General features: G+C 39.0%; 10 protein-coding genes. 2 read left to right on the forward strand and 8 right to left on the reverse strand.

Annotation, left to right across the window (positions count from 1 at the left end):
- Positions 1-15: 15 nt before the first annotated feature.
- Positions 16-327 (forward strand): helix-turn-helix domain-containing protein, encoded by a 312-nt coding sequence (locus MWL85_RS04515; RefSeq protein WP_004355529.1) that lies wholly within the window; start codon positions 16-18, stop codon positions 325-327.
- Between the two features lie 349 nt (positions 328-676).
- Entirely contained in the window at positions 677-1,096 is a 420-nt protein-coding gene (locus tag MWL85_RS04520; protein ID WP_219404287.1) for a plasmid mobilization protein, read from the forward strand.
- A 16-nt stretch (positions 1,097-1,112) separates the two neighbouring features.
- Here MWL85_RS04520 and MWL85_RS04525 read toward each other — a convergent pair whose 3' ends face one another.
- The 8 genes from MWL85_RS04525 to MWL85_RS04560 all read right to left on the reverse strand — a co-directional run bounded on the left by MWL85_RS04525 (position 1,113) and on the right by MWL85_RS04560 (position 14,484).
- The gene (locus MWL85_RS04525; protein WP_004355260.1) at positions 1,113-1,592 is read right to left on the reverse strand and encodes a hypothetical protein; all 480 of its coding nucleotides are present in this window, start codon (positions 1,590-1,592) and stop codon (positions 1,113-1,115) included.
- Between the two features lies 1 nt (position 1,593).
- A complete protein-coding gene (locus MWL85_RS04530; RefSeq protein WP_219404286.1) occupies positions 1,594-3,813 on the reverse strand; it encodes a peptidase domain-containing ABC transporter in 2,220 nt (739 codons plus the stop codon).
- Positions 3,814-3,845: 32 nt separating this feature from the next.
- Positions 3,846-6,155 carry an outer membrane beta-barrel family protein gene (locus MWL85_RS04535; protein WP_231556693.1) on the reverse strand — a complete coding sequence of 770 codons (2,310 nt, stop codon included), beginning with the start codon at positions 6,153-6,155 and terminating at the stop codon, positions 3,846-3,848.
- A 64-nt stretch (positions 6,156-6,219) separates the two neighbouring features.
- Positions 6,220-7,689: a radical SAM/SPASM domain-containing protein gene (locus MWL85_RS04540; protein ID WP_244401604.1), complete on the reverse strand. Its 1,470-nt coding sequence runs from the start codon at positions 7,687-7,689 to the stop codon at positions 6,220-6,222.
- Between the two features lie 65 nt (positions 7,690-7,754).
- Positions 7,755-7,946 carry a hypothetical protein gene (locus tag MWL85_RS04545; RefSeq protein WP_196491330.1) on the reverse strand — a complete coding sequence of 64 codons (192 nt, stop codon included), beginning with the start codon at positions 7,944-7,946 and terminating at the stop codon, positions 7,755-7,757.
- A gap of 239 nt (positions 7,947-8,185) precedes the next feature.
- Positions 8,186-9,322 (reverse strand): StlD/DarB family beta-ketosynthase, encoded by a 1,137-nt coding sequence (locus MWL85_RS04550; RefSeq protein ID WP_244401605.1) that lies wholly within the window; start codon positions 9,320-9,322, stop codon positions 8,186-8,188.
- Between the two features lie 7 nt (positions 9,323-9,329).
- A complete protein-coding gene (locus tag MWL85_RS04555) occupies positions 9,330-9,956 on the reverse strand; it encodes a TetR/AcrR family transcriptional regulator (protein WP_006948478.1) in 627 nt (208 codons plus the stop codon).
- A 412-nt stretch (positions 9,957-10,368) separates the two neighbouring features.
- Positions 10,369-14,484 carry a helicase-like domain-containing protein gene (locus MWL85_RS04560; RefSeq protein ID WP_244401606.1) on the reverse strand — a complete coding sequence of 1,372 codons (4,116 nt, stop codon included), beginning with the start codon at positions 14,482-14,484 and terminating at the stop codon, positions 10,369-10,371.
- Between the last annotated feature and the right edge of the window lie 5 nt (positions 14,485-14,489).

Below are 14,489 nucleotides of genomic sequence, written 5' to 3' on the forward strand. Positions count from 1 at the left end.
AACACAGAATGAACTATGGAAGAGAAAGAAATCATTACACAGCAAGACCCTCAAATGCAGATGTTTGCACAGTTGATGGAGGGAATATTGAAGAAACTGAAGCGTTATTGTTCTACAGCCCGTCCAATGTTAGGCGGAGAGGTTTACCTAACAGGCGAGGAGGTTTGCAGCCAATTACGGCTCAGCACACGCACGCTCCAAGAGTACAGAAACTTAGGAACGCTTCCTTTCTACAAAATCGGAGGGAAGATACTATACAAGCAGAGCGACATACAGACAATGCTTGAAAGGCATTATAATCCAATACCGCAAACAGGTAAGTTATGAGTTAAGTTAAGACATCAGTCGCGACTTAAGTCAAATGGTCAATTGTGACTTTGGTCAAGAAATTAGTTTCGACCTAAGTTAAAATTAACTTTAGTCAAAAATATGTCAGCTCATAAAGTCAGTAAGTCAAGAGATTAGTCTAAACTTATCTCTTGACTTACTTCTTGAACTTTGAACTCTCGCACCCCAGAAAGGTTACTTTATGGAACATAACAAACTATCTCTTTCTTTATACTGGCAAGGTGTGTCTTTGTGACACAAACTGCCGTTTGTCCCACAAAGACCCTTGCCCCAAATAGGGAATAAAATCACTCCGAAGTCGTGATTAGAGAAATAAAAACAAGAGAATATGGCAAGCGATAAATCAAGGAAAAGAGTAGCGAAAAAGTATGGTGATATGCCCGACAAGTGGGACGATTGGCACGTCCGTTTACCAGACCCGAAAGACCAAATACGAGTGATAGACCTCTATCACAAATCAGGCTCAATGTCCAAGTCAGAGTTCGTGCGCGCAAGATTATTAGGGGAGCAGTTCAAGGTGATAACGGTGGACAAGTCCGCCGTGGAGTATTATCGCAAGCTCTCTGAACTCACAGCCCAAGTATATAAAATTGGAGTGAACTACAATCAGGTGGTACGACTGATGCGCCTTTATACGGCAGAGAAAAGCATACAGGCATTGTTGTGGGAGCTTATCGGTTTGACAAAAGAACTCACTGCCTTGCAAGAAAAAGCAGTGAGTTTAACCATTGACTATCGAGAGAGATAAGGAATGTTCGATGGAATTAGATGTCCCCAAGCATTTTTTGCAGCAGATTGCCCGATGTTCGAGTTATCTCGAAATCCACCGTTTGGTTTTCTACAGTTTTTATGTCGGCTGACTTGAAACGGCATAGTGCTTCCTGGCGCTCCAATGTGTCACGGACGGGAGACAGGTCTCGTATCTGTCCTGCAAACGTTCTATATGGAGATTGCAGACAAATTATTTGTCCCTTCATCTTGTCAGGACGCTTGTTTTCAAACTTAAGCAAGATGGTTATATTTGTGCTGTCTACTGGTGTGGTAGCCGTTTTGTGTATGGTAGCCGTACCCGAATATACTTGTTTATAGGGCAGGAAATAGGCTACAGCAAAAAGGCAGAGCAACACCATTCCGATGGCGGTAATGCCATAACGGATAAGCGAGGAGGGTATCTGTCCCACGATACTACGAACTTTTTCGCTACGCAGTTCAAAGTTCCGTTCTGGTTTCTTTTCTTCTTTCATATTAGTTGCCAAGTTCTAATTGATTCTTTACTAAGGCAAAATATTTACCACGTTTAGTAGTCAGTTCCTCGTGTGTACCTACCTCTACAATTTTACCTTCATCCAAAACTACAATTTGGTCGGCATCGCGAACAGTGGAAAGGCGGTGTGCCACTACTACAACTGTTTTTCCCTTGTAGAACTCCGAGAGGTTTTCTGTAATGGCTCGTTCATTGTTGGCATCGAGGGCATTGGTCGCTTCATCCAAGAAGACGAACATTGGATTCTTATAAACTACCCTTGCTATCAAAATGCGTTGTCGTTGTCCCTGACTAATGCCCTGTCCGTCCTGTCCTATCATCGTGTTGTAAGCTAAAGGCAGGGCTTCGATGTAGTCAGCGATGTTTGCCACACGGGCAGCATGACGGATACGTTCGATGTCGGGCTCATCGTCTGATATGGCAATGTTCCTCGCAATAGTATCGGAAAAGAGATACCCCTCCTGCATCACCGCACCGCATTGGCTTCGCCACCAGCCGAGGTTGTATTCACTCAAATTGGCATTGCCTATCTCAATGCATCCATTTAGAGGCTCGTAAAATCCCAAAAGAAGTTTTACGAGCGTGGTCTTTCCACTTCCGCTTGACCCCACGATTGCCGTTACTTTGCCATTGGGAATGGAGAGATTGATATCGGAGAGAATATCTTTCGGACTGTAGATGTCGTATTTAAAGGAAAGATCTTTTATCGTGAGTGAATGTCCCTCGGCAGTTTCGTCCGTATAGGCATTTTGTGTTCTTTCAGCATTTTCTTCATTGCTCTCGGTATGTATTTCGTTCATGCGGTCAAGGCTGATGCTCACGTCCTGCCAAGAGTAGATAAATTGGATGAGTTGTTCTACGGGGCTGTTGAGTTGCCCGATGATGTACTGTACTGCCAGCATCATACCAAGTGTCATACTGCCATGTATTACGGCAGTGGCAGCAAGTACCGTGATAAGTATGTTTTTTACCTCGTTGATGGTAATACTTCCTGTCTGCTGTACTTGTTGTAGATTGAGCGATTGCAGATTGACCTTGAACAAGTCGGCTTGCACGTCCTCCCATTCCCACCGTTTGCGCTGTTCGCACCCCTGCAGTTTGATTTCCTGCATACCGCCTATGAGTTGGTAGGTGACGTTGCGGTTACGACCAGCCTGCTCGAAATACTTATAGTCCAGCTGTCTGCGTTTTTTTAGAAAGAGGATAATCCAGCCTGCGTAAAGCGATGTCCCCAGGAGGAAGACAAAAAAGATGCCGAGATTATAGACTGCAAGGACGACACCGAAGACAAGGAATGTGAAGAAAGAGAAGAGCAGGCTCAGACTGCTTGAAGTAAGGAACTGCTCCACACGTCGATGATCTTCAATGCGTTGCAAGAGGTCGCCCATCAGTTTGGTGTCGAAGAACTTCATCGGTAGTTTCATCAATTTGATGAAGAAATCCGATATGAGCGAGATATTAATACGTGTGGAGATGTGCAGGAGTATTTTGGAGCGGATAAAGTCGATGGCAGTACGGCTGAAGAGGAGCATCGTCTCCGCCAACAGCACTAACCACACAAAGCCGATGTCCTTTCCTCCGATACCCGTATCTACTATAGCTTGTGTCAAGAAAGGAAAGATAAGCTGCAGGAGCGAGCCGAGCAGCAAGCCAAGTATCAATTGAATGAAGAAGCGTCTGTACTTCCTGAGGTATTTCCAAAGAAATTTTACGCGGTTCTGAGTCGGAATAGTTTCAGTATCATTTTGTACATAGAACTTTTCTGTCGGTTCGAGAAGAAGGGCAATACCTTTCTCCTCGCCGTTGGTCTTAGTACTCACCCAATGCTCGCAGAACTCCTCTTTGGTATAGGTTATAAGTCCTTTTCCAGGATCTGCCACATAAACTTCATATTGATTACCTCTGCGTTTCTTTATCTTATAAACAACCACAAAGTGGTTCTGGTTCCAATGAATGATGCAAGGTAAGGGTACTTCTGACGTAAGCGTGTCAAAACTCAATCGACCACCGATAGTTTTAAAGCCAATCTCCTCTGCCGCCTTACTAATCCCGAGGAGAGAAACACCTCCCTTACCGAGATCGCAAGTCTTTCGTATAGCTTCAATATTGGGGTGTGTTCCATAGTGCTTGGCAATCATTACCAAACAAGAGGGACCACAATCCATTGCATCACATTGTTTTGCAAAACTATAAAAAATCATACAATAGAGTTAAAAACAAAGTTAATGTTGCACTACAGCCTATTCAGTATATTATCCAAACTCTTTACTTTATTCTTGCGAGAAGTCTTGTTGACATTGTATTTAAGGTAAATAGAAAAATATCGCGAGTCTGCGTTGTTTCTTTGTAAGTTGTTAATGTTTAAATACTTGACTTCCCAATCGGAGTTTTCGGTACGAAAAAGGTCGTTGCAAGCAATATTCAGTTGCATTCTCTTATCAAAGAAACTGAAAGTAATGCCAGTGCTGGTGCTGAATGCCGGATATTGTTTAAAGACGGTATCTTCTGTCTTTCCGGTATAATTCATTCTCACGTAATAGTTTATATTATCCCGTAAGCGATAGTTATAATTAACCGACACATAGACAAAGGTAAAAAAACGATGTTTTTCAACCTGTAAATTGTCTAATTGATTTTTTTGCGCTAACAGTGCACTGTGGAAACCTATCTGATGCTTTCCAAATCGTTTCGTCAGGTTTGCTCCGATGCTTATTTGATGGTTCTTCGCTATATTGACAGGAATTACTTTAATCACTTGTCGGTTGGCAGCATCAGTCATCGGTACTTCCTGTATTTGGTTCCTTATGAATGAGTATTCCGCATAAAGGTTCAAGATATTGTCGTACAATGCACTTAATGAGAAATTGTTAAAGTAAACCGGTTCCAAATTCGGATTTCCTATTCTATAACTATACTTGTCGTAATAGGTTATGATGGGATTTAATTGTTGATAAGAAGGAAGGTTCATCTTTCTGTCGTACGTCAGGGAGAGGTTCCATTTGGAAGACAAATTTACCTCCAAAGACATAAACGGGAACAGACTGTTAATCCGTTTTGTTTGTCCGGCATATTCTTTCGTATCTTTATATTTCAGCCTAACCGTTTCGTATCTGATACCTGCTTGAAGACCAAATTTATTTAACTGCTTTTTCAGGTTGATGTAATATGCAATCTGTTGTTCTTTATGTTCTCCCTCGTTATTTATCGCATTCGCCTTTTCCGCGTTATTATAGGAAAAGGTATTGTTCGTCAAGTTCATATAGTCCAAGCCCAGATTTCCGTCGAATGAACGCCAAAATGTGCCCACATAGTTTAGCTGAGCCAGATAAACGTTATAACGTCCTTTATAAGTTATGCAAAACTCATTTGTCTTTTGTTTGTTGGAGTTCTTGATTGCTTGGTTGTCATCAGAAGATTGATATATGTAGTCAAGATTTAATTCTAAATGACTATCTTTCAATATCGGCAGATTATAGAAGAGGTTCAACCGATTATTCTTTTCATTGTAATTTGGTGCAATCTCTGTGAATATCTGTTCGTGCAAACCGGGTTCAATATACTCTGTGGTACTTTTGTTAATTGGCTTGTTTCCCGTGTAATAGAAATCATCATATAGCTGTAAGTAGTGATTGTTGCTGAACTCATATTTAAGTCCGAGCGAAGCATCGAAGCCTTTTCGTTTGTTTTGTATCGACTGCCGACTAATGTAGTGGACATTATTCTCTACATTTTGTGTTTCCACAGTGTAGTAATTCAAATCGTTACGGAAATTCGTGATAACTCCGCCATTAAGTGTTATTTTATTTGATGCGAGATAAAAGTTGGCGTTTTCTGTATTGGAAATTTTCCTACCTACTTTCGTCCTCTGACTTATTTCCACAGAATTACCACTGCGCTCCTTTGTGGTAATTCGCAAGACTGATTTATACTTGCTGTTATACCGCACGCCTGTATTTTTCTCGAGAGCGACTGTTTTAATAGAGTTTACACTTAGGTTTTCTACCTCTGAAAATGAAGATACTACACGATTATCTATCAAAATAAGCAGATTGTCTTTGCCAATTAGTTTTATGCCGGAATTATCAGCCATAACTCCCGGCATATATGCTAAAACATCAATAGCGGAAATCATATCGGCAAGCGGAGTCCCCTCGACTTTCATCGCTAATGAATTATTCGTTCTCTTCCAAATTTTATGAGAAGCCGTAACTGTAACTTCGTCCAAGAAAGTTTCATTGCGTAGAAGCTCTACTCGCAAGTGGATATTCTGATTGGAAGTAACTGTAAAGGGGATTCTCTGTTTTTCATAGCCTATACATGAAACTTCCAAGAAGTAGTTTCCAACACCTATCTTGTCAATCACGAAGGTTCCCAATTGGTCTGTTACTGTTCCGGAAACAAATGCAGAATCTTCCACATTTTTAACCATCACATTACAATACTCTATCGCATTGTTGTCATGCTGTACTACTCCCGAAACCTGCTGTCCATAAGAACTCTGTATAGACAACAAAACAAGAACTAATAAGCTTACAAGCTTCATCTCCCTACTTAATATAGAGAAGATGTTTTTGAAAACACGAGAACTTCTCATTCGAAACATAAAATTACAAATAAATATCATTGTAGATATTTGGAGCATGAGGACAACTAGGGTCTGGATAGTCCCATTTGTCTGTTCCATATGCCGCAATTACTTCTTTCCAACATACTCCACCTGACTGTTGCCGACAAATTGTGTATACTTTACAAGTCTTACAAGAGCTTTCATCACTTATATCTTTTTGAGGTAGGTTGTATAAATACTTAGCTTTATCTGAAGTCCAAATCTCAGCAAGAGAAGATTCTAATATATCTCCAACAATAAATTTAGAGTTCCAATAAAGTTGCTCACATATAGTAACTTTCCCATCAGGCAAAATAAATAAGTGAGAATAATTTGCAGTACAAAGAACCCTATTTTCTATAAAATCATTATTCTTTTTCTTCTGACTTTTATTTACGTTATTATACAAGCTATTTGCAAGAACTCTTATAGGATATGATTGAGATTTTATATAATCATACATCTCTAATAAATTGTGTTTAGTGACCTTATAATTTTCAAAAGACTTTACTCCTTTTGGCATAGAATATGTAGCAGGATCTATACGCCATAAATTGATATTCGGATGCTTGAACAATTCTTTTTCCAAGCTTTTAATATCTTCTATGGAGTTATTATCTCTACAAATAATGGTATGTATGACTGTCTTGATATTGTATTTATCTAAATAGTCTAAGGTCTTTATTATATTTTCATGGTATTTACTCGTAGAGTGTACAATTTTGTCTAGATTTGACGGGACTAATGTATCTAAAGATATTTGTATATCTCTGACTCCTATCGAAGCTAAAAAAATCACATCTTCTTCATTCAAAGGTACTTTTGTTGAGACGAAGGGGTTGAATTTTTTTGAATATAGTTTAGCAAGGATTTCCTTCCAATGTGAATGGGCAAACACATCTCCTCCAATGATATCAAAACCTCTCATTTTTAAGTTATATGCTTCATCTATAAGTGACATTATTCTAGAAAGAGGGAGTTCTTTATTACAATGTTGTTTTGTTGCATAGCAATACACACAATCTGTTTTGCATCGAGTTGTAAGCATAAGGGTAACATCAGTTATCATAGAATGCCTTCCCATTTTCAAGTCTAAAAAATCATACTTGAAATTATTTGGATTATACAACCGAATATTCTCAGAAGTAGTATTTTCAACCTCAACAAGAGTGTATTGAGGGAAATATATATACTTCTTTCCAAGAGAAACAATTACAGGTTGCTCATTATTTATTAACTTTGATACAAAGTTGGAAATCTTACCCTTATCAACATTTAAATATTGAGCGGCATTATCTATGCATAAGTCTATCTCCTTTCCGTCAAAGAATGACAATATCATCGCATGGATAGGATGTATTACCGATTCTAATTTCTCATTATTTTTTGCCCGAAAAGGATCTGTAGTTAAAAGTAAAGCTTTACCCTTTTCGGGTTTCAACATATATTCTGGGTTCAAAATTAGTTTCATACTTATTCTAAGTTTTAGTGCCACTGCACCAAAAGTGAAATTCGATGCAGTGACATATGTTATAATTAAGTGTGTGTTTGGCAACTTTGAGTTTTGTTGCATGAACTACAACCACCCCATGGGGCTTGTATTGTAGAATTCTCACTGTGGTCTGCAGCACAACTTTCAGAGGCGACTCCGCCCTCAAGTATTTGCATTTCTGCATCTAATAACAAATCTGCATCTAACGTTATTTTTCTACTATTAATTGTATCCATATTTATATAATTTATGGTTTTTCTACTCATGTCGCTTTTCGAATCCGCGTCCTTTATTTCATACAGTTTCCCGAGTTATTCGGCAGGAATTACTGCATTGCAGATAACTGCAACTTCCAAGCTAATAGCTTGTGTTTTTTATTTTTTCTAAATGCAAGTTATTCTTTAATTCTTATTCCGTTCTCTTTTGTTTTTTACAAACTCCTTGCAAGGGACTTCATAAATACAGAAGCTAACTATCATGCAGATAGAAGCACTGTTCCATACGAGAATCTTCCACTCTCCGGCACAAGGAGAAGAATTTTATCTCCTTGCTTTATACCCTTTGTCCTTATGAGTTCTTCCAATCCTACATAAATGGCTGCTGAACCGATGTTGCCGACAGAAGTCAGATTTGTAAACCATTTCTCTTTTGTCAGAGCAATATTACGAGCAGCTATTTCATCATTTAATTTCTCATAGAAAAACATTGATGATACATGAGGTATGACATAGTCTATCTCTTCTGCTTTTACATGATGTTTGGCAAGTACGGTTTCGATATGGTCTACCCAATACTTAATAATGTGCTTCTTTAATTGCCGTATGTCCTGTTTACCCACAAGTACGGCACGCTCCTTAATCTCATCAAGAGAGAACTCTTTCCAACTTTTGAGTCGTCCGTTTTCTTGTAACTCTGATGCCATAAACATACAGGTCGGTAGTTCGTTGGCATAAGAAGTCATATCAACCCATTCGATTTTGAGAGGACATATTCCTTCGGGATGATCTTGCACCAATACCGCTCCTGCACCATCAGAAAGCATAAATCGCATAAAATCCTTCTCAAAAGCCATATAAGGGTCTTTGTCAGGATTGTCATGTGTAGCTTCATACTCAGGGTCATAAAATTTGGATACCAATGCAGGTGAAGTTAATTCTGATGCCACGCATACAGCTTTTTGATGCAGTCCTGCAAGAATATTGCTATAGCATATTTTCAATGCCTGCAATGAGGTAAGGCATACACCTGCAGAGGAAAATATTTCCATAGGATAGTTGGCTAATTCTCCATGAACCATAGATGCATGGGAAGGAAGCAATTGATCGGGTGTGCTTGTCCCACAAGCCAAAAGGGTCAAGTCGTCAGGAATACTTCCATTTTCAAACAGCCTACATACGGCTTCTTTTGCCAATTCTGCATTCGAGTGTGTTAGGTTTTGGTTTTTGTCCAACCCGTAATATCTCGTTTTGATGCCATTTTGTCTAAGGACAATGGAGCGAACCCTTGACGGATTTCCACCAATTTTTCCGATATAGTCTTCCATATCCTCATTGGCGATGGGAGAATTAGGAAGATATTCCGATACGCTATTGATATATGCTGCTTTTTCCATAGGAATATTATTTGGTTATTAAATAGTATATTGTGTATATTTGCTCTTTCAATTCGGAAATAGAAAGTTGGCTGCTCAATGCACTTCTGTATGACAATCCAAGATATATATTTCTAATGGAAGATATAATCTTTTCTGTTTCCACAGTTTGAGTAATCTCTCCTTTCTGTTTGGCAAGCTCTATCACCTCTTTCCACTCAAGGCTCTTTCTTTTCTCGTATTCTTGAAACTTCTCTTTCCAATCCGGATAGTTGTCTTTCAGATACAAGATAAATGACATGAAATTGGCAGGAGTGACTGTGCCTTTTGTCATTATAAAAAATGATTTCATACGGCGACCGATGTTTTCTACACGATTATCAATGAAGTCCTTTAATGGTGTCGAGCTTGTAAGTTCAAGAAAGTCTGTAGCATCATTTGTCAAGAATTCAAATACAAACCTATCAACGGCATGATTGAATATATCCTCCTTATTCTTGAAGTGATGAAACATATTGCCACGAGAAATGCCGGTAGCTTCCACTAAATCCGAAAATGATACTGCTGCATAACCTTTTTTCAGAAACAGCCTGAACGATTCATTAAGGATAATGTCCCTTTTGCTTATGCTTTCTTTATCTATTTGTTTTTCCATTATTTCATACTTGCTAAATTAAAAACAGAACGTTTGTTTCATATTTATAAGTGCAATGTTATGCAAATTATTTCAATCCGCCAATTTTTTCTGATGATTTTTCCCGAAAAAGTTTCATTTTTCTCTCTTTATCTCACTTTACAGTGTAAAATAATTGATTATGAGCCTTTTTGATAGCATAATAACAACACTAAAACTTGAATAAATAAGTGCCAATAGAATTAGATGTGAATATTTTAAGGTGTATCTACAATTTATTTCTCTAAAAATACACTGTTTTCATCAGAAAATATTATCTTTGCATTATCAATTTAAGTGCTCTTTGAAGTAATGCAGAATAAAGAAAGGGTAAGAAACTCGCTCGTTTCCAAGTCGTAACCCATTTATCCTTTATTCGTTCTTAGTTTGTTGATTATCTGAAAGATACAAAATTCTTGAATCTTTTGCGGGCATAGCCAGTGACCAAAAGCATCCTTGCTTGGTCTTCATCATCTGTCAGTTGGGCTCGGCCAATGATACTTCCATCGCCAGTCTCGGCAAACTTGATTAATCTCTGAAGGTACTCGGCTTGTGAAGCTGTTTGTGGAATGTTGTATAATTCAACTTGGCTTTCTGGCCGATCGAGTTGAATGTCGTTTGCCGTTTTGAAGTCTGTTATTTCCGCATAAAAGGCTCCTAGCTCTGGAGCATTCTTAAAGGTGCGAAAACGCTCTTTGAGCTTAATTTGGTTAGTTACAGAGAACTCATACTCGGCACTCTTCTTGGCAAAGACTGCAGCCCAGGCATCAAAACTCTTTATACCTTGTTCCAATAGTGCTTTTGGACGAAGGTACTTAAATAATAGATACAACTCGGTTAGTGAGTTGCTAACGGTCGTACCACTCACAAATGTAGCACCTAGGTCTTTGCCTGTACGAGCTTGAATTGTACGTATCGCTGTGAGTAGGTTCAATGACCTTTCGGAACCTGCCTGATTGCTTAATCCAGCAACTCTATTGTGACGAGTATTATATGCTAGATTTTTGAATATATGTGACTCATCAACAAATATGTGGTCAATACCCATACGTTTGAAGTCGACTGCGTCATCGGCACGATATCTTATAAGGTCTTGCTTCTTTTGAAGTAGATTAGTCAAGCTTTTCTTCTTTCTTTCAAGACCACTTAAAGCTCTTTTGTCGACCAAGTTATCTTGACCTTTTAAGGCAATAAGGTTTTGCTCGGCATCATCTAACTCTTCAGCGATGATTTGCCGTTCCACTTCCAATGATTGTGGAATGGTCTTGAAATTGTCGTGGGTCATTAAGATCATATCCCAATCGTTATTGACGATATCATTAAAGACTTCACCTCTTTCTTTGGAGCTCATCTCTTTGTTCGATGGAGCTAATATGCGGGCATTGGGGTATGCTTTTTTAGCGGTTTTGGCGATAGCATCGTAGTTCGATTTTTGACAGATGATGAGTGGTTTGTTGATTATCCCTAGTCGCTTCATCTCATAAGCAGCGGTTATCATAATCATCGTTTTACCTCCACCAACTTCGTGGTCTACAATACCGCCACCATTCACTTTTAGCATCCAAATGGCATCTTTTTGACTCTGATATAGTGAGTCATAATCAAACTGCGAGAAGTCTAGATTTGGAAAGCTTTGGTGGCTTCCATCGTATTTGGGTATTGCACGCCCATTGAATAGACGGTTGTAAGTACCTGCCAAACTCTGCTTAAACTCCAATGGTTGCCTATCAAGCCAGCGAGGAAATTCGTTTCTGATCTTCTCTTTGATGTCCTGAGCTTTTCTTAACCCATCGGCATCTGGCATAGTTGCCTCTTTAAGTTCTCCTGTAAGGGAGTCTTTGACCCTTACCTTTTTAGTCATATTAGGAAGAGTGTCGGTCAGAGCATACTTAAACATAGTAATACCATCGTATCGCCTATTAAAGCTTCTTACGCAATAGGTATCAGTAACCCTTTGGTTGTAAATGTTTCTGCGGTATGGGTCTACTGCAAGGTCATAGTCATCTAATGCGGTATTGTAGATGACTTGTATCGAGTCGGCAAGCAATTCAGAAGCGAATCGAGAGTATATATTTGGGGAAATCCAGCGCTCACCAAGGCTGAAATCAATTTCAGAAAAAGGTATCGGAGAAGGGGTAGCTTCTTTTAAAGCCAAAAGCCCATCTTCACAGAGGTGTGCTTCATTGGGATGTGCTTTCATCCACATCTCAATTTTTTCGGCTTTAGCTATAACCTGCCCTGATACGAATTCTTCACTTATCTCATATTTAGATGAGAGTGGATTGTAATATACTCGACCTTGAAGCCCCTTAATAATTTCGTCTTGCTCCATTGCAGGAAGCAGCTCTTTCATATAGCCAAGATTAACCTCGCCAAATTTATTGAGAGAGTTGGCAAGGGCTTCAATAGGATTGGTGATTTCACCATCTTTGACGCCTTGACTGAAGCTAACTGGGTGAGCAAAGATATCGCTCTTAATGTATTCTGTGTTCTTTTTATCCTCGGACAGAGGACGCTCAATTGAAAAGACCTGCTTAGAAATACTATCGTTTTTGCTAACCAGTTGCTCGTTTTCTTTGAGATTTAAGAACCCGAATTTATCAACAAATTCATCATAGTGCCTATTTAATGCTTGACGAAGCTCTTTTTGCTCCTCGTGTGTATCTTCTTCTTTGGTAAAAAGAAGTTGATAGTCATCACGAATCTTAATGTATAGGTCGAGAACTTCTGCATCCTGTTTTGAAAAATCAAAGGGCTTAAATAGTAATAGTCCACCATAAGGGTCTGGAATGATTTTTCCCAGTTGCATACCCTCCTTTACGAGGACTCCCTCTTTGATATGGATATTGTCTTTCTCCTTATAGTGATTGTAGACTTGTCCTGTAAAGGGTTTTATCTTGTCATCAAAAGGTTCATTAGTCACTTCTTGTGAAGCCACAACCTCTTTGTTTGTATTTTCATCTCCCTCTGTAGTGTCAAAAAGGGTCTTAAATATGATTTGCTTACCATTGTATTCAATAATGTTTGAATTAGTAGAACCTTTCTTTTTTCTAGACTTTCTCCTAGAAGGGTTTTGCGTTGATATAATGGTGGAGGAGGGGGTAGCCTGTCCAAATGATGGTTGAGACTGCTTTTCCTGTGAAGTCTCTGGATTGTTTCCCGTAGGTGTTTTTGGTCGCTCTATCTCTTCTTTTTGAGGAGATAAGCTAGCTGATTGCGACTGCGTTTGTGATTTCTCCTGCTCATTTTCCAAAGATTGTGTCTGTATGAATGATACAGCCTTATCCATTGAATGTTTTCTGTAGAGAGACTTATCGAATCTCCACAATAAATCTTCCTGAAGCTTAAGCTGAATAATTTTCCCTTGCCTCTCTATGTCTCCATCAAAATTGTATATATATGCCGGCTTCCCATAAGGGTCAGTCCCTAATGTCTTGCGGGGATAACCTGTTAATCGCTTCAACCCTTCGTATGGATCGTTTAGCTCAATCGTTTGAAATAGCTGATTATGAGGAATCTTATTCAGGTCTCCTTCTTCTGGAGTAGAGAATAGGAAGAAACTCTCTTCTCCTGTTGGGTCTATTTCTAGAAGGCTCCTAGGAGATTCTCTTTTTTGCAATACAATAAGGTCTGTTCCAACATCTGTACCGGCCTCTCGAAATAAGCCGTTAGGCAGACGGAGTGCAGAAACTAGATTGCTATTCTCCATAAGATACTCTCTAGTCTTTTGATTGCTAGGTGAATCTAAAACACCTCGAGAAGTGATGAAGGCAACAAGACCACCAGGACGACAGACATCTAGAGCTTTAATGAAGAAGTAATTATGAATCTTATGGTTGTTGGAACGCTTAAATTTATTGGGGTCATTGATGAAGGTGGGGTCATAAATAGTTTGAGAGTCGAACGGAATGTTACTTGTAACGATATCCATTTTGTGCTCGTCAGCTAATTGCCCTATGCTTTCAAATGGAGCAACCCTAACAATTGTATCAGGCTGGCTAATATGTTTTAATATTAGCCCGGTTAGTTTATCACTTTCAAAGCAAATCTTCTCATCAGTAATGTTATTAAAGGCATCAGCAAATACTCCTGAACCAGAGGATGGGTCTAACATCCTAACGTTCCCTTCTCTATTCAGTCCAAGAGACGCTATGCTATCTGCGATAGCTTCAACCACAGGTTTTGGTGTGTAAAATGCAGTTAGAGTACTACTCCTCAAACTTGAAAACAATTCATCATAAGATGTATTGGGGAGTTGTGCCTCTTTTAATATCTGATGTAATTCTTGAACTTTGGGAAAGAATACTTTTTCGCTCTCATTGGTCCACTTGACGATGTCTTGTGGTTTGTCTGCAGGGAACAGGATAAAATTCAAGCCACCAAAACCACTGTATTTCTTTAGTTTTTCAAGCTGCTCTACTGTAGGTTTCTGATGCGACTTCTCTAGCTCTATTGCTATGCGAATTGCCTCTATGTTATTATTCAGAGCTTCATACTTGTTATATGCCATAATAT

This window comes from Porphyromonas somerae (genome assembly GCF_022845615.1).
Lineage (GTDB): Bacteria > Bacteroidota > Bacteroidia > Bacteroidales > Porphyromonadaceae > Porphyromonas_A > Porphyromonas_A somerae.

Coding starts and splice junctions, on each gene's coding strand:
- MWL85_RS04515 (WP_004355529.1), top strand. CDS start 16: ATGGAAGAGAAAGAAATCATTACACAGCAAGACCCTCAAATGCAGATG.
- MWL85_RS04520 (WP_219404287.1), top strand. CDS start 677: ATGGCAAGCGATAAATCAAGGAAAAGAGTAGCGAAAAAGTATGGTGAT.
- MWL85_RS04525 (WP_004355260.1), bottom strand. CDS start 1,592: ATGAAAGAAGAAAAGAAACCAGAACGGAACTTTGAACTGCGTAGCGAA.
- MWL85_RS04530 (WP_219404286.1), bottom strand. CDS start 3,813: ATGATTTTTTATAGTTTTGCAAAACAATGTGATGCAATGGATTGTGGT.
- MWL85_RS04535 (WP_231556693.1), bottom strand. CDS start 6,155: ATGAAGCTTGTAAGCTTATTAGTTCTTGTTTTGTTGTCTATACAGAGT.
- MWL85_RS04540 (WP_244401604.1), bottom strand. CDS start 7,689: ATGAAACTAATTTTGAACCCAGAATATATGTTGAAACCCGAAAAGGGT.
- MWL85_RS04545 (WP_196491330.1), bottom strand. CDS start 7,946: ATGGATACAATTAATAGTAGAAAAATAACGTTAGATGCAGATTTGTTA.
- MWL85_RS04550 (WP_244401605.1), bottom strand. CDS start 9,322: ATGGAAAAAGCAGCATATATCAATAGCGTATCGGAATATCTTCCTAAT.
- MWL85_RS04555 (WP_006948478.1), bottom strand. CDS start 9,956: ATGGAAAAACAAATAGATAAAGAAAGCATAAGCAAAAGGGACATTATC.
- MWL85_RS04560 (WP_244401606.1), bottom strand. CDS start 14,484: ATGGCATATAACAAGTATGAAGCTCTGAATAATAACATAGAGGCAATT.